General features: G+C 71.7%; 13 protein-coding genes. 9 read left to right on the top strand and 4 right to left on the bottom strand.

Annotated elements, in window-relative coordinates:
• The first annotated feature begins 9 nt into the window (after positions 1-9).
• The 3 genes from Q0795_RS11520 to Q0795_RS11510 all read left to right on the top strand — a co-directional run bounded on the left by Q0795_RS11520 (position 10) and on the right by Q0795_RS11510 (position 5,434).
• Positions 10-1,353, top strand: coding sequence for a sugar ABC transporter substrate-binding protein (locus Q0795_RS11520; protein ID WP_298889828.1), 1,344 nt, complete (start codon positions 10-12; stop codon positions 1,351-1,353).
• A gap of 200 nt (positions 1,354-1,553) precedes the next feature.
• Entirely contained in the window at positions 1,554-3,911 is a 2,358-nt protein-coding gene (locus Q0795_RS11515; protein WP_298889827.1) for an excinuclease ABC subunit UvrA, read from the top strand.
• 188 nt (positions 3,912-4,099) lie between these two features.
• Entirely contained in the window at positions 4,100-5,434 is a 1,335-nt protein-coding gene (locus Q0795_RS11510) for a serine hydrolase (protein WP_298889826.1), read from the top strand.
• Between the two features lie 57 nt (positions 5,435-5,491).
• Here the strand turns inward: Q0795_RS11510 and Q0795_RS11505 are convergent, their stop codons facing one another.
• On the bottom strand, positions 5,492-5,929 hold the full coding sequence (locus tag Q0795_RS11505) for a hypothetical protein (protein WP_298889825.1): 438 nt from the start codon (positions 5,927-5,929) through the stop codon (positions 5,492-5,494).
• Positions 5,930-5,993: 64 nt separating this feature from the next.
• Here Q0795_RS11505 and Q0795_RS11500 point away from each other — a divergent pair, with 64 nt between their 5' ends.
• On the top strand, positions 5,994-6,908 hold the full coding sequence (locus Q0795_RS11500; RefSeq protein WP_298889824.1) for an exodeoxyribonuclease III: 915 nt from the start codon (positions 5,994-5,996) through the stop codon (positions 6,906-6,908).
• Positions 6,909-6,914: 6 nt separating this feature from the next.
• Here Q0795_RS11500 and Q0795_RS11495 read toward each other — a convergent pair whose 3' ends face one another.
• Entirely contained in the window at positions 6,915-8,765 is a 1,851-nt protein-coding gene (locus tag Q0795_RS11495) for a Na+/H+ antiporter (RefSeq protein ID WP_298889823.1), read from the bottom strand.
• Between the two features lie 192 nt (positions 8,766-8,957).
• On the opposite strand from Q0795_RS11495, the gene idi reads away from it, so the two are divergent.
• The 4 genes from idi to Q0795_RS11475 all read left to right on the top strand — a co-directional run bounded on the left by idi (position 8,958) and on the right by Q0795_RS11475 (position 12,814).
• A complete protein-coding gene (idi, locus tag Q0795_RS11490) occupies positions 8,958-10,607 on the top strand; it encodes an isopentenyl-diphosphate Delta-isomerase (RefSeq protein ID WP_298889821.1) in 1,650 nt (549 codons plus the stop codon).
• Entirely contained in the window at positions 10,604-12,097 is a 1,494-nt protein-coding gene (crtI, locus tag Q0795_RS11485) for a phytoene desaturase family protein (RefSeq protein ID WP_298889819.1), read from the top strand. The genes idi and crtI overlap by 4 nt, the downstream gene beginning before the upstream one ends.
• Before the next feature lie 67 nt (positions 12,098-12,164).
• Positions 12,165-12,392 carry a ribbon-helix-helix protein, CopG family gene (locus Q0795_RS11480; RefSeq protein WP_298889817.1) on the top strand — a complete coding sequence of 76 codons (228 nt, stop codon included), beginning with the start codon at positions 12,165-12,167 and terminating at the stop codon, positions 12,390-12,392.
• Entirely contained in the window at positions 12,389-12,814 is a 426-nt protein-coding gene (locus Q0795_RS11475; RefSeq protein WP_298889815.1) for a TA system VapC family ribonuclease toxin, read from the top strand. Before Q0795_RS11480 ends, Q0795_RS11475 begins: the two co-directional genes overlap by 4 nt.
• Positions 12,815-12,991: 177 nt before the next feature.
• Here Q0795_RS11475 and Q0795_RS11470 read toward each other — a convergent pair whose 3' ends face one another.
• The gene (locus Q0795_RS11470; protein ID WP_298889813.1) at positions 12,992-13,573 is read right to left on the bottom strand and encodes a hypothetical protein; all 582 of its coding nucleotides are present in this window, start codon (positions 13,571-13,573) and stop codon (positions 12,992-12,994) included.
• Positions 13,574-13,673: 100 nt separating this feature from the next.
• On the bottom strand, positions 13,674-14,420 hold the full coding sequence (locus tag Q0795_RS11465; RefSeq protein WP_298889811.1) for a class I SAM-dependent methyltransferase: 747 nt from the start codon (positions 14,418-14,420) through the stop codon (positions 13,674-13,676).
• Between the two features lie 186 nt (positions 14,421-14,606).
• Between Q0795_RS11465 and Q0795_RS11460 the strand changes: the two genes are divergently transcribed.
• Positions 14,607-15,068 carry a GNAT family N-acetyltransferase gene (locus tag Q0795_RS11460; RefSeq protein ID WP_298889809.1) on the top strand — a complete coding sequence of 154 codons (462 nt, stop codon included), beginning with the start codon at positions 14,607-14,609 and terminating at the stop codon, positions 15,066-15,068.
• Positions 15,069-15,489: the final 421 nt, after the last annotated feature.

The raw sequence follows: 15,489 nt of genomic DNA, 5'->3' as shown, positions 1-15,489 counted from the left end.
GTGACACCCATGAAGATCACATCACCACTGCTGGGGGCCGCCTCGGTGGCCCTGCTGCTCACCCTGGCCGCGTGCGGCGGCGGCGACTCGGGCTCCGAGGGCGCCGCCGAGGGTGATGGCGGTGCCGCCGCCGACTGCGAGCCCAGCGACGGGGAGGTCAGCCTGACCTTCTTCTCCTGGGTGCCCGGCATCGAGGGCGTGGTCGACATCTGGAACGAGCAGAACCCGGAGGTCCAGGTCGAGGTGCAGACCGGCCCGAACGGCAACTCGGGCACCTACCAGAACTTCTTCAACCAGCTCGAGGCCGGCAACCCGCCGGACCTGGGCCAGATCGAGTTCGACGCGCTGCCCAACTTCCGGGTGCAGGACGGGCTGACCGACATCGGTGGGTGCGAGGGCGTGATGGACTCCCAGGAGCAGTTCGTCGACTGGACCTGGAGCCAGGTGCAGCTGGGCGAGGAGGACGCGGTCTACGCGATCCCGCAGGACACCGGCCCGATGGCGATGTTCTACCGGGAGGATCTCTTCACCGAGGCCGGCATCGAGGTGCCCACGACGTGGGAGGAGTATGCCGCCGCAGCCGAGCAGGTGCGTGAGAACGACGGCTACATCACCAACTTCTCGACCAGCGACATCAACCAGTTCGCCGGCTTCGTCTGGCAGGCCGGTGGCTCGTGGTTCGGCAACGAGGGCGACACCTGGCAGGTCGGGCTGGACAGCGAGGAGTCGGTGCAGGTCGCCGACTACTGGAACGGGCTGATCCAGGACGACCTCGTCTCCACCCTCCCGCCGTGGACCACCGAGTGGGACAACGCCTACAACAGCGGCGACGCGTGGACCTGGGTCTCGGCGGTCTGGGGCGCGAACTCGCTCATGTCCGGTGCCCCCGACACCGAGGGCAGCTGGCGGGTGGCCCCCATGCCGACCTGGGGCGACGAGCAGGCCGCGGGCAACTGGGGCGGGTCCACCACGGCGGTCTTCCGGGGCAGCGAGCACCCGCACGAGGCGGCGCAGTTCGCCCTGTGGCTCAACACCTCGGAGGAGGCGCACGAGGCGCTCATCGAGGCCGCGAACCTCTACCCGGCGACCACGGAGGGCCAGCAGCTGCCGGCCCTCTCCGAGGGCGTCCCGTTCTACGGCGACCAGGAGATCTACGAGGTCTTCACCGAGGCCGGGGCCACCGTGCCCACCGAGTGGACCTGGGGCCCGACCATGACCCAGGTCTACAACGACGTGTCCGACGGCTTCTCCGCCGCGGCGAGCGGCAACGGCAGCCTCGCCGAGGCACTGACCTCGACGCAGGAGTCGACGATGAGCGCGTTGGAGAGCCAGGGCATACCGGTCGGGGAGTGAGCACGGTGGGGGCGGGTCGGCCGAGGCCACCCGCCCCCGTCGTCCCCGGGGCCCGTCCCCGAGCCCTGCCGACCGTGGTTCTGCTGCCCAGGCAGCAGAACCACGGTCGGTCCGGGTAACGGACAGCTCCTGACCGTCGTCCTCCTGCCCCGGCAAGAATTTCCCGGTCGGGCGGCCCCTCCCCGTGGCACGATCGGCCCATGCACCCCGCGGACAGCCACGACGTCATCCGGGTGCGCGGCGCCCGGGTCAACAACCTCCGGGACGTCGACGTCGACATCCCCAAGCGCCGGCTCACCGTCTTCTCCGGGGTGTCCGGCTCCGGCAAGTCCAGCCTGGTCTTCGGCACCGTCGCCGCCGAGAGCCAGCGGCTCATCAACGAGACCTACTCCGCCTTCCTCCAGTCCTTCATGCCGGTGACGAGCCGGCCGGAGGTCGAGGAGCTCGACGGGCTGTCGGCGGCGATCGTCGTCGACCAGGAACGGCTCGGCGCCAACGCCCGCTCCACCGTGGGCACCGCGACCGACGCCTACGCCCTGCTGCGCATCCTCTTCAGCCGGCTGTCCGAGCCGCACGTCGGGCCCAGCTCGGCCTTCTCGTTCAACCTCGCCAGCGCCAGCGGCAGCGGACGGGTGGTCGTCGACAAGGACGGCAAGCCGCCGAAGGGCGAGGCCGCGACCTTCGAGTTCATCGGGGGCATGTGTCCCGTGTGCGAGGGCCTCGGCACCCGGGCCGCGATCGACGAGGACGTCGTGGTCGACCGCAGCAAGAGCCTCAACGAGGGCGCCATCCTCGTCCCGGGGTATGGCGTGGGCACCTGGGGCTGGAAGATGTACGGCGACGAGGGGGCGGCGGCCGACGGCAAGCTCGACATGGACACGGTGCTCGCCGACTACTCCGAGCGCGAGTGGCACTGGTTGATGTACCAGGAGCCGACCAAGGTGAAGTTCGCCGGGGTCAACCTGACCTACGAGGGCCTGGTCGTGCGGATCCGGCGCACGCTGTTCGGCGACCGGGAGCCGAAGCAGAAGCACATGATCGAGTTCAAGGAGCGGGTCGCGACGACGGGTCCGTGCACCGAGTGCGGCGGCACCCGGCTCAACGAGGCGGCGCGGACCGCGACGGTCGACGGCACCACGATCAGCGAGTGCACGGCGATGCAGGTCAACGATCTCGCCGGGTGGGTCCGCGGGATCGACGACACGTCGGTGCAGCCGCTGGTGGCCAACCTGGCCGCGATGCTCGGCTCGTTCACCGAGATCGGCCTGGGATACCTCTCCCTCGACCGGGAGGCGGGGACCCTGTCCGGCGGCGAGGCGCAGCGGGTGAAGATGATCCGCCAGCTGGGCAGCGCGCTCACCGACGTCACCTACGTCTTCGACGAGCCGACGGTGGGGCTGCACCCGCACGACGTCCGCCGGATGATCGCGCTGCTGAGCTCGCTGCGCGACAAGGGCAACACCATCCTCGTGGTCGAGCACAAGCCCGAGGTCATCGAGGCGGCCGACCACGTCATCGACATCGGCCCGGGGGCGGGCAGCGACGGTGGCACGATCACCTTCGAGGGGGACGTCGCCGGGCTGCGCGGCTCCGACACCGTCACCGGCCACTACCTCGACCACCGTATGCCGTTGCGCAGCGAGGAGGCGGTGCGGACGCCCACCGGGAGGATCGAGATCCGAGGTGCCTCGACCCACAACCTGCAGGACGTGGACGTGGACCTGCCGACCGGGGTGCTCGTCGCGGTCACCGGGGTGGCCGGGTCGGGCAAGAGCTCGTTGGTCCACGGCTCGCTCGGCGGCCGCGAGGACGTGCTCATCGTCGACCAGTCCGCGATCCGGGGCTCGCGCCGGTCAAACCCGGCGACCTACTCCGGGCTGCTCGACCCGATCCGCACCGCCTTCGCGAAGGAGAACGACGTCTCCGCCTCGCTCTTCTCACCCAACTCCGAGGGCGCCTGCCCGGCCTGCAACGGCCAGGGGGTGATCTACCCCGAGCAGGGCATGCTCGTCGGCGGACCGTCCCGGTGCGAGACCTGCGGGGGTCAGCGCTTCCGTGACGACGTCCTCGTGCACACCCTGCACGGGCTGACCATCGCCGAGGTCTTCGAGCTGTCCATCGCGCGCGCCGCCGAGGTCTTCACCACCGGCAAGGCCCGGGGCATCCTGGCCCGCCTGGTCGACGTGGGTCTGGGCTACCTGCGCCTCGGCCAACCGCTCACCACGCTCTCCGGCGGGGAGCGCCAACGGCTCAAGCTCGCCGCCCAGCTCGGCGGCAAGGGCACCACCATCGTCCTCGACGAGCCCACCGCCGGGCTGCACCTCGCCGACACCGAGCGCCTGGTCCGGATGCTGCACACGCTGGTGGACCAGGGGCACAGCCTCGTCGTCATCGAGCACAACCTGGCCGTCGTCGCGAACGCCGACTGGGTCCTCGACATCGGCCCGGGCGCGGGCCACGAGGGCGGACGGGTCGTCTTCGAGGGGACGCCTGCGCAGATGGTCGCGGACGGCGACACCCTGACCTCCGAGCACCTCAGGGAGTGGGTCGGCGCCTGACCACGCGGGCCGTGCGAGGGCTGCCGACCGACCGGGCGCCGCGGGTGGTGAGCTGCCGACCGACCGGGCGCTGCGTGTGGTTCCTCATCCTCCAGACGGAGCGCATCTCCGGCCCCAGTTGGATGCGCTGCGTCCCGGGGGCGGTGAGGCTGGGGGCATCGGTCATCGACACCTGGGAGGGCACGACCATGCACCGTCGCACCACCACCACCACCTGCGCCGCCGCGCTCGCGGTGGGGCTCACCACGATCCCGGCCGCCGCCGTCGCGCCGCATGAGGGGCCGTCGTCGTCCACGGCAGGACTGACGGTGGGCGCCGTCGGCGTGGCCGGCGACCCCGCCGACCAGGAAGCCGTCCGGGAGGCGCTGCGGGAGGCCGCGGCCGAGGCGGCGACGCAGGTCAGCGTGCAGCGCTCGGCCCCGTCGGCCACCCCGCAGGACGTGCCCGGCCCCCGGCGGCTGCCGAGCCTGCCCCGCCCCGACCTCGACGCCGCCCTCGACCAGCTCGTCGCCGACGGCGCCCTCGGGGTGACGGCGACGGTCGAGACGTCCACGCTGCGCTGGTCGGACGCCGCCGGCTCGCGGCAGCTCGGCGGGCAGGCGCCGGCGCTGGAGCGCAGCCCGCTGCGGGTGGCGAGCAACACCAAGATGATGGTCGCGACCCTGGTCGTGCAGGAGGTGGAGGCCGGGACCTGGACGCTCGACACCCGGGTGGACGACGTCATACCGGGCCTCTTCCCGGACCACCCCGAGGTGACGATCCGCCACCTGCTCAGCCACACCTCGGGTATGCCGCTGGGCACCTACGAGCTCATCACCCCCTACGCGGGGACCGACCCCGAGGACTGGGACGCGTTCGTGTCGGCGATCGGCCGCGACTACAGCGACGCCGAGCACATCGACGCCGTCAACGCCGCCCCGTGGGTCGGGGAGCCGGGTGCGCAGTTCAGCTACTCCAACGCCGGCTACGTCGCGCTCGGCATGCTCCTGGAGGAGGTCACCGGCGAGCCGGTCGACGAGCTCGTCACCGAGCGCATCCGCCGACCCGCCGGCATGGGACAGACCCGGGTGCTCGACGAGCCTGGCCTGCGTGGCCCCGCCCTGCACGAGGCGATGTTCGTCGACGGCCGGGGCTGGATCGGGCTGGGCGGCTTCGACCCGGACGTCTTCTCGCACAGCGGGTCCGCCCTCAGCACGGTCGAGGACCTCGACGACTTCACCCGGGCGCTCATGTCGGGTGACCTGGTCTCGGAGGCCTCGGTGGAGCAGATGGTGACGCCGTCCTCGCAGAACCCCCTGGGCTACGGGCTGGGCACCTACGCCATCCCCGACCCGTGCCGACCGGGCGAGTTCCTGCACGGCCACGACGGGGCGAGCTTCGGCTCGCTCAGCCTGGCGCTCAGCTCGCGCGACGGCACCCGGCAGCTGGCCCTCGGGGTGACGGGTCGCGACCTGACGGTGGCCCAGGACGCGCTCTACGACCTCAACGACCTGCTGGTCCCGATGCTCGTCGCCTCCTGCTGACCACCCTCGCTCGTGGTCGCGCCGGGGGCGACCACGGGCGGGGTCCGGTGGGAGGGGTCAGGGGCGCTCGTCCGTGCTGTCCCACTCACCCTCGGTGACGTGCATGGCGGCCTCCTCGGCCGCGTCGCCGGCGCCGGCCTCGGGCTGGTCGACGTCCTCACCGGCATCGCCGCCGAGGATGTCCTGGTCGGCGGGGATGGCGTCCGGGTCGTCACCACCGAGCAGCTCGGGCTCGCGCGAGGTGTCCTCGCCGCCGTGCTCGGGGCGGCCGTAGGAGGTGCCCTCCTCGGGCAGCTCCTGCGCGATCCGCTGGTCGATGGTCTCCTCGCTGGCGTCGTCGTCGGCGAACTCCGAGCTGACCGGACGCCGGTCCGGCGGGCTCCAGGCCACGTCGGCCGTCGAGCTCGGCTCGTCCAGGTTGACCTCGGCCTCGGCCTCCTGCTCGGGGCTGTAGTCGGGGATGCCGCTCTCGTCCTCGTACGGGTTCTCGCTCATGGCTCCACAGTGTGCCCTGCGCCCTCGTGCGGCAACTGCGCAGGGCGGTCCGTAGCATCGCCGGGTGCTCCGCATCGCCAGCGTCAACATCAACGGCATCCGCGCGACCCTGCGTCGCGGCTTCGCGGAGTGGAGGACCGGCCGAGACGCCGACGTCGTCACCCTGCAGGAGGTCCGCTGCACCCTCGCCGACCTGCCCGACGACGCCTTCGGCGGCTACCACGCCGTCTACGAGCCGGGCACGATCCCCGGCCGCAACGGGGTCGCCGTCCTCACCCGGCAGCCGCCTGCGGCCGTGCGCACCTGGGGCGCCGAGGTGCTGGTGCGGGGGCCGGGAGAACGGCATACCTCGACCGTGCCGGCACAGACCCCCACCCTCGCGCGCGGGATCTCCCGGTATGCCGCGGAGGGGCGCTACGTCGAGGTGGACCTGGCCGACGCGCCCCTCACGGTGGCCACGCTCTACCTGCCCAAGGGCGGCCTGCCGGCCCACCTGCAGCGACCTGGCCGGATGCGGGAGGCGCCGGACGGGGGCGCGAAGTACCAACGGAAGATGCACTTCCTCGACGCCTTCGCCCGCCAGCTGACGCGGGCCCGCCGCGAGGCCCGGGCCCGCGGCCGCGAGCTGCTGCTGACCGGCGACCTCAACGTCGCGCACACCCACCTCGACGTCGCGGCCTGGCGGCGCAGCCAGCAGGCCGAGGGCTTCCTGCCCGAGGAGCGCGCGTGGCTCGACGACCAGCTCTCCGCGCGCACCCTCGTCGACGTCGTCCGGCGCCTGCACCCGGACACCCCGGGGCCCTACTCGTGGTGGTCCTGGCTGGGGCAGTCCTACGCCAAGGATGTCGGCTGGCGCATCGACTACCACCTGGCCACCCCGGGGCTGGCCCGACGCGCGGTGCGCGCCGAGGTGGACCGGGAGCACGCCGGCACCCGGCTCTCCGACCACGCGCCGGTGGTCGTCGACTACGACGTCTGAGCTCGCTCAGTCAGCGAGGTGGTGGACGAAGCACCAGCGCCAGCTCTCCCCCGGTTCGGCCGACTGCATCACCGGGTGACCGGTCTCCCGGAAGTGCGCCGTCCCGTGCTGCATCGGTGAGGAGTCGCAGCACCCGACGTGCCCGCACTCCAGGCACTGGCGCAGCGCGACGACCTCCCGCCCCTCGCGCTCGCAGGGCTCGCAGACGGGGTTCTCCACCCGCGGGGCCCGGGGGTATGCCGTGAGCTCGGGGCAGTGGTGGCGACCGGTTCCCCCGGTCGCCCGGATGTCCTGCCGGGCGCCCCTCGAGGTGTCGATCATCGACTCCTCGAGGTCCAGCATGCCGAGCACCTCGCGCACCACGGTCGAGGGCACCTTGCCGTGGGCCCGGATGTGCAGGATGCGCTCGCGCTCAGCGGCGATCATCGCGAGCCGCAGCTCGGCGTAGGCCTCGGAGGGCGACCGTCGCCCCTCGGTGGTCGACAACTGCTCCCAGGCCGCGAAGGTGCGTTGGTCCAGACGCTGCCGGATGGTCCGGGCGACGTCTGCGCTCTCGTCCGTCTCGAGCTCCTCGAGCCGCTCCAGACCGGCGGTGGCCGCCTGCTGCAGGAGCGTGGCGCGAGCCAGCGCGTCGTCGGCCGGGTCGGGGGCGCGCACCCGCAGCGCCCGGGTCAGCGCGGGCAGCGTCAGGCCCTGCAGGAGCAGGGTTCCGGCGACGACGGTGAGAGCGACCAGCAGCAGCAGGTCCCGGTAGGGCACGTCGACGGGCAGGATGAACGCGGCGGCCAGGGTGACCACCCCCCGCATCCCCGCCCAGCCGATGAGCGTCGTCTCGGCCAGCCCCGCGGGCTCGCGGCGGTCGCCGAGGCGGCTGCCCAGCAGCGGCCGGGTGAGATGGACCCAGGCCATCCGCACCGCCACGACCGTCACCAGCGTCCCCACGCAGACGGTGAGGATCGTGCCGGGCGGCAGCTGGGAGCCGGAGAGGTCCTCGACGATCCAGCGCGCCTGCAGCCCGATGAGCAGGAAGACGACATTCTCGAGCAGGAAGGAGATGGTGCTCCACGTGGTGCTCTCCACGATCCGGGCGCGGGCCGTCTGGAGGGTGAGGGACCGGTGGCTCAGCAGCAGGCCGACGACGACCACACCGAAGACGCCCGAAGCGCCGACCGCCTCGGCGAGCAGGTAGGCCGCGAAGGGCGTCACGAAGGAGACGGCCGTGTCCAGGAGCGGGTCGTGCACGCGACGCCGGATCCAGGCCACCAGGCGGAAGAGGACGAGCCCGACCAGCACCCCGCCCCCGGCGGCCAGCAGGAAGTCGCCGGCCACGCCGGTGGCGGTCACGCCTCCTGCCATGGCGGCGATGGCCGTGCGCAGGGCGACGAGGGCGGTGGCGTCGTTGAGCAGCGACTCGCCCTCGAGCACGGAGACGACCCGGCGGGGCAGCCCGATGCGGCGCCCGACGGCGGTGGCCGCCACGGCATCGGGCGGGGCGACGATCGCGCCGATGGCCAGCGCCACCGGCCAGCCGATGTCCGGCAGCAGCGCCACCATCAGCCCGGCGACCGCGACCATCGTCACGAGCACGGCCGCGACCGACAGCAGCAGGATCGGCGCCAGGTTGGCCTTGAGGTCCACCAGCGAGGTGGACAGGGCCGCGGTGTAGAGCAGCGGGGGAAGCAGGCCGATGAGGACGACCTCCGGCGAGAGGTGGACCTCGGGCACCCCGGGCACGAAGGACAGCCCGATGCCGACCACGGTCAGCAGCAGCGGCGCCGGCGCCCCGAGACGCTCGGACAGCGCCTCGCCCGCGATCACCACGACCGCGAGCAGCACCAGCAGGACGGCGATCTCCACGAGCCGATTGTCCTCCACGGCCGCAGCGGGCGGCACGTGCGCGTCAGCACCTGCCCCGAGGGGCGATCCGTGGCCAGGTGGGCACCCGGGCCGGGCCCCCCGTAGACTCGGTCAGAGGCTCCCGGGCCGAACCTGGCCGCCGGAGACCGTGACCCTTCAGGAGGGCCCTTGCCCCAGGACGGACGAGGTCAGGTGCAGCAGAAGCCCGAGGACGAGGTGGTGCTCCTCGACGAGCACGCCCGGCCCGTGGGCACGGCGCAGCGCCTGACCGTGCACGACGAGAACACCCCGCTGCACCTGGCCTTCTCCCTCTATCTCTTCGACGCCCAGGGCCGGGTCCTCCTGACCCGGCGCGCGCTGACCAAGAAGACGTGGCCCGGCGTCTGGACCAATGCGTGCTGCGGCCACCCCCGCCCGGGTGAGGAGGACGTCGACGCGGTGCGGCGCCGGCTCGGCGAGGAGCTCGGCGTCACCGTCCAGGACCTGTCGGTGGCGCTCCCCGAGTTCCGCTACCGCGCGGTCGACGCGAGCGGCATCGTGGAGCACGAGATCTGCCCGGTCTTCGTCGGGACCGTCGCGGGTGAGCTCGACCCCGCCGCGGAGGAGGTCGCCGAGCACCGTTGGGTGGCCTGGGACGACCTCGTCGCCACGGCGCGCGCCACCCCGGGGCTCATCAGCCCGTGGGCGGCCGAGCAGATCTTGCTGCTGGAGGCCGAGCGGGCCCGGCTCCCCCTCGCGGGGGCCGCGGCGGGCCAGGACGCTGTCGATGCGACGGTCGAGGACACGCTGGCCCGGGTCGGCGAGCTCATCGACCGCGAGTGCGCCTGGACCGAGCAGATGTGGTCGGGGCTGTCCGCGGCCGGCCCGGTCGACCTGCTCTCACCCGACCCGGGCGACCTGCCGACCTGGCTGCGCGACATCGTGCGGGCCGGCGGCAAGCGGTTGCGCCCGCGCATGTGCCACTGGGGCTTCGTCGCGGCCGGCGGCCGCCCCGGCACGACCGCCCACGAGCACGTCGTGCGGGTGGGGGCGGCGCTGGAGATGCTGCACGCCTTCGCGCTCATCCACGACGACGTCATGGACGAGTCGCCGCTGCGCCGCGGCGCGCCAGCGGCCCACGTGGTGGCGGTGGAACGACACCGGCACGGGGGAGGCAGCGGGGACGCGGCCCGGTTCGGGGACAACCTGGCGATCCTGCTCGGCGACCTGGCGCACTCGGTGGCCGACCGGCTGGTGGTGCCGCTGCCGGCGCTGCTGCGCGACTGCTGGTACGAGTTGAACCTCGAGCTCATCGCCGGGCAACGGGCCGACCTCACCGGCGCCGCCGCCGGACGTCGGGACGCGGCACACGCCCACGACGTCGCGGCGCTGAAGTCGGGCGCCTACACCATCGAGCGCCCCCTTCAGCTGGGGGCGATGGCCGCGGTGGCCGACCCCGCGCAGCAGGAGATCCTCAGCTCCTACGGCTGGCACCTCGGCCGGGCCTTCGCCTGGCGGGACGACCTGCTGGGGGTGTGGGGCGACGACGCCGTGACCGGCAAGCCCTGCGACGACGACCTCCGCGAGGGCAAGGCCACGATGATCTGGGTGCTGGGGGCGCAGCGGCTCACCGGCGCCGCGGCGGAGACGATGAGCCGGATCACCACGCCGCAGTCGCGGCCCGACGACGTGCGCGTGCTCCGGCAGGCGCTGGAGGAGGCAGGAGTGCGCGAAGAGATGGAGCGGCGGATCAGCGAGGAGGTCGAGGCGGCCAAGGCCGTCCTGGACACCGACCGGCTCAGCGAGGCCGGCCTGGCCGGGCTGCGCCACGAGGCCACCGCGATCGCCTGGCGGGACGCATGAGCCACGTCGTCGTCGTCGGGGCGGGGCTGAGCGGGCTCGCCGCCGCCTGCCACCTGGTCGGCGACGGCCACCGGGTGACCGTGGTCGAGCGGGAGGACGTGCCCGGCGGCCGCGCCGGACGCCTCACGCGTGACGGCTTCACCTTCGACACCGGGCCGACGGTGCTCACCATGCCCGACCTCATCGACCGGCCGCTGCGGGCGGCGGGCTCCAGCCTCGCCGAGCGGCTGGAGCTGAAGCTGCTCGACCCGGCCTACCGCGGGTTCTTCGCCGACGGCAGCACCCTGGAGGTGCGGCACGGGCACGAGGCGATGCGCGCCGAGATCCACCGCGAGTGCGGCAGCCTCGACGCCGCCGCCTTCGACGAGTTCGTCATCTGGCTGCGCCGGCTCTACCTCGCCGAGATGGGCTCGTTCATCGACCGCAACTTCGACCGGCCCACCGACCTGCTCGCCAACCCCCGGGCCGCCGCGCAGCTGCTGGCCATGGGCGGGTTCGGTCGGTTGGGTCCGATGATCCGGCGACGGTTCCGTGACGAGCGGCTGCACCGGCTCTTCTCCTTCCAGGCGATGTATGCCGGTCTGGCCCCGGACGAGGCCTTGTCCATCTACGCGGTCATCACCTACATGGACTCCATCGAGGGGGTCTACTTCCCGAAGGGCGGCATGCGGGCCGTCCCCGAGGCGCTCGCCGGCGCGGCCGCGGACGCCGGCGCCGAGTTCCGCTACGGCACGTCGGTGACCGAGCTCGTGCGGGACTCCTCCGGACGGGTGAGGGGTGTGGCCACCGACGACGGCGAGCGGGTCGCCGCCGACGCGGTGGTGTGCACGGTCGACCTGCCGACGGCATACCGGTGGTGGCTGCCCGACGTGCGTCCCCCGCGCGCGGTGAGCGGGCTGCTGGGCGGCAACTACTCGCCGTCCTGCGTGGTCTGGCACCTCGGCGTCCGCGGCGTGGCCGACGGCAAGGCGCACCACAACATCCACTTCGGCCACCAGTGGTCCGAGGCGTTCGACGACCTGCTGAGGCACGGGACCCTGATGAGCGACCCATCGCGGCTCGTGACCATGCACTCCCTGGACGACGAGGAGGCGGCGCCGGAGGGTCACAGCACCCTCTACGTCCTGGAGCCGGTGCCCCACCTCGAGGTCGGCAGCATCGACTGGGAGGCGCAGTCGACCCGCGACATGATGCGCGAGCGCCTGCTCGGCTTCCTGCAGGAGAGCGGCTACCCGACTGACGTCGTCACCGAGGAGCTGGTCACCCCGGCCGACTGGCACGACCAGGGTATGGCGGCGGGCACCCCGTTCGCGCTGGCGCACACCTTCCCGCAGACGGGGCCGTTCCGCCCCAACAACATCGACAGGCGGGTGCCGGGGCTGGTCTTCGCCGGCTCCGGGACCGTCCCCGGGGTCGGGGTCCCGATGGTGCTGCCCTCCGGGCGGCTGGCGGCCCAGCGGGTGGGCCAGATGCTGGGGCGCCCCGCCTGACCGGGATCGCGCGCACCAGCAGCATCAACAGGTGAGCTCGAACGCATCATGATGCTAGTTTTGAGGCATGCGGACGACGATCACGTTGAGCGACGATGTCGCGGCAGAGGTCGAGCGGCTGCGTCGTGAGCGCGGCATGGGACCCAGCGAGGCGGTCAACGCCCTTGCTCGCCGTGGCATGGCCGCCGCCGACGAACCGGTCCTTCACTACGAGCATCACTCCACCCAGCTCGGTCTCAAGGTCGATGTTCGCAACATCGGCGAGGTCCTCGATCTGCTCGACGAGGCTCCGTGATCCTCGACGCCAACATCCTGTTGTATGCCGTCGACGAGGACAGCCCCTACTTCGACCGCGCCTCGACCTGGCTCACGGAGGCCATCTCGGGACACGAGCGCATCGGGCTCCCCTGGCAGACCATCGGTGCATTCCTCCGGATCTGCACCCACCCGCGGATCGCCCAGCACCCACTCTCAGCGGGGGCGGCGCAGGAGTACGTGGACCGCTGGCTTGCTGCCCCGACGGTCTGGGTCCCACCCGCCACCGCCCGCACCATGGCTGCGTATGCGCAGCTCTCGGAGGCGCATCAGGTCACCGGCAACCTTGTCCCGGATGCTCAGCTGGCTGCCCAGGCTCTCGAGCTCGGCGTCGCAGTGGTCTCGGCAGACTCCGACTTCGCGCGCTTCCGCCAGGTGCGGTGGGTGAACCCTCTGGCGTGAGGGGCCGGCTCTCTCCACCCCTCTGCTGGTCGGTGCCCCTCCGGCAACCCGTCACCACTCTGTTGACAGGGGGTCGCGTGGGGCCGCGTCGCCCCTGGGCTTGCCAGACTTACAACGGTGGCACCCGGTAGGTGTCGACCTTCCAGTCCCACGTGGTCATGTCATGCGGGTCCAGGTTCAGCAGCGAGGTGATGACCATGGCCATGAGGACGTCGGAGACCTCGACCCACAGGCCGTCCCGGTCGAGCAGCGTGCCGTTTTCGTCAGGGATGGGTTCGGCGTTGGCCACCCAGGTCCAGAAGGGTCCTCGAAGTCGGGCGGGTCGCCGACCTGGATGCCGGTGTCGGACTCGTCCAGCCCGTAGCTCAGCCGTCGCTTGAGGATGCCGCGGTCCCACCAGTCGAACTCCTCCCAGCCAACCTTCGTGTTGCGGGCGACGTGGCGCATCTCGCCCGCGGTGACGTCCAGGCTGCGCCAGGGCTCGATCTGCGGGTCCACGTTCAAGATGCTCGTGCTGGCCATGAAGAAGGTGTGCTCGTCGTGACCGAACGCGACGACCTCGGGGTCCTCTTCGGTCAGCAGGAACTCGCCGAGCCGTAGCCCTGTCTGGACGGGCTGCACCGGGATGCCTCGCAGGGCGTGGTACTGCTCGACCACCGACTCGGCGCCCCCCTTGCGTCGCAGCCACTGCACGATGTCGAAGTTGTCCGCCACCGCAGGGAAGTCGTCGATAGGGTCTGTCTCGTCGGGTGCTCCCATGAGGCACACCCTACGCCGCGGTAGTAGAAGACCAAGCGGGCAAAGCATGACTCGAAAACGACCGATTGTGAGCCAGGGCTCACTGGTGGATGCCGCTCACTTAGCGCAGTTTGAGCATGAGTTGCACGTCGGTGTCGGTCGCGGTGGCCGGCTGACCGTTCGGGCCGTGGACCTCGTCGATGGTGAGGCCAGCTGCGGAGACGAGCTGAGCGAGGACGTCGCGTGGGTACCAGTGCAGTGTCCAGTCGCGGTCGAGGCGTTGGGTGCGGCCGTCTTTCTCTCGTTCGTAGCGGAGTGTCGTGACCTGGGTGCGCGTCTCTTCGTCCCTGCTGACTCTGAGGACCGTGACCCGGATGACGGACTCGTCCGAGGCCGTGGTCTGCCGGGTGCTGCCGATCGTTTCTGGCCGGGTGGGAGCCGGTTCAGAGACGGGCACCAGCGCGCGCCCTTCGGGGTGAAGATGGCGTGCGATGGCTTGCAGGGCTTGGCCGGCTGTCGCATCGTCCGGGAGCAGGGTCAGCGTCGGGCCGGCGAGGAAGATGCTGCGGTAGTGACGCGGGAGGGTCAGGTGTTCCATACGTTGGTGATGCAGCGTCACCGCCAACCCGCGAACCTGCGCTTCTCGAGCGCACCGTTCCAGCATGTCCGCGGAGGAGTCAACGCCCTCGACCTCGAGGCCGTGAGCCCGTAGGTCGAGCAGCGGTTCGCCGTCGCCGCATCCCAGCTCGAGCGCCGGCTCACCGCATTGCTCGATGAAGGCCTGGTAAGGAGCGGCGTCGAACGTGTGCGCCTTCAACGGGTGGTACAGGTCGGCGACAAGGCCTGTGTAGAAATCAGCGGCATCCACAGGGAGCAGCCTCGTCGCAGGCGCGAAGCAAGGCAAACGACTTCGCGGGATGCCCCGCAGCGTGAGCCACGGCACCGCGGCTCAGGAGTGACGGTTCGCGAGCCGCTGCCACCTGGGTCGAGTCGGCGGGGCGTGATCGGTCATGGCTCTTTTTTATGGCGGCGGGCGACTGGCAGAGTCGTGGCCATGACGCAGATTAGGGAGGCCCAGCAGCAAGACGCGGAGGCCATCCGTACCCTCGGGACACGACTTCGAGAGGGTGTCGCGCCATGGCGCGACAGGACGGCAGTCGCGCAAGCAGTTGCGGCGTGGGTGGAGGATGCTCTCGCCCATCCTGGCGACTCTGGCCGAGTCATGTTCGTGGCGGAGCAGGGCCAGCAGGTCGTCGGCTTCGTAGCTGGGGGTTCGCGAGCCCACTGGAGCGGCGATCAGGACGCCTACATCGGGGAGCTGGCTGTCGCCGCTGGATCAGAGGGGCAGGGCGTCGGCTCAGACCTTCTGGCGGCAGTGGAGCGGTGGGCTGCGCAGCGAGGCTACGCGCGCATTGTGCTCGAGACCGGTGCGGCGAACACGCGGGCTCGCGCGTTCTACGAACGCCATGGGTACAGCACTGAAGAGGTCGTCCTCAGTCGCGCTCTACGCACCTAGCCAACCCGTACTGGGCAGGCCCCTCCCGCGCCCCAGTCGCGCACAGACCTGCGCGGTTCACCAACGACAATGCCGGCTCGGTGACGACCGTTTTCGAGCACACGGCAGCCTCTGGTTTCGAACGTCCGTCCCGTGATCTGGGGGCACACCCCTCGCCTCGGTTGCAGGGTCGATTCCTCGCAGGTCACGGTCTCACTGCGGGATGACATGGCACCGTTCAGACCTCCGGTTGCATGATGGGCGCGTTGGTGCCGTGGGCCCACTGGATCGCCATGCTCCGGGATGAAGCCCTCGGAGACGACGATGCCCCGGTCCGCACACGGGGTGCGGCCGGGGCTGTCGTCCGGGGCGGGAGCGGACTCGCCGGGGTGGGGCTGGGGTCAGCCGACGCGGCCGTAGCCGGAGACGCCGTCGAATACCG

This window comes from uncultured Serinicoccus sp., from assembly GCF_947487915.1.
Taxonomy (GTDB): Bacteria; Actinomycetota; Actinomycetes; order Actinomycetales; family Dermatophilaceae; genus Ornithinicoccus.
Note: the sequence above shows the minus strand (reverse complement) of the source record. Positions and strands in the feature narration are given on the sequence as shown.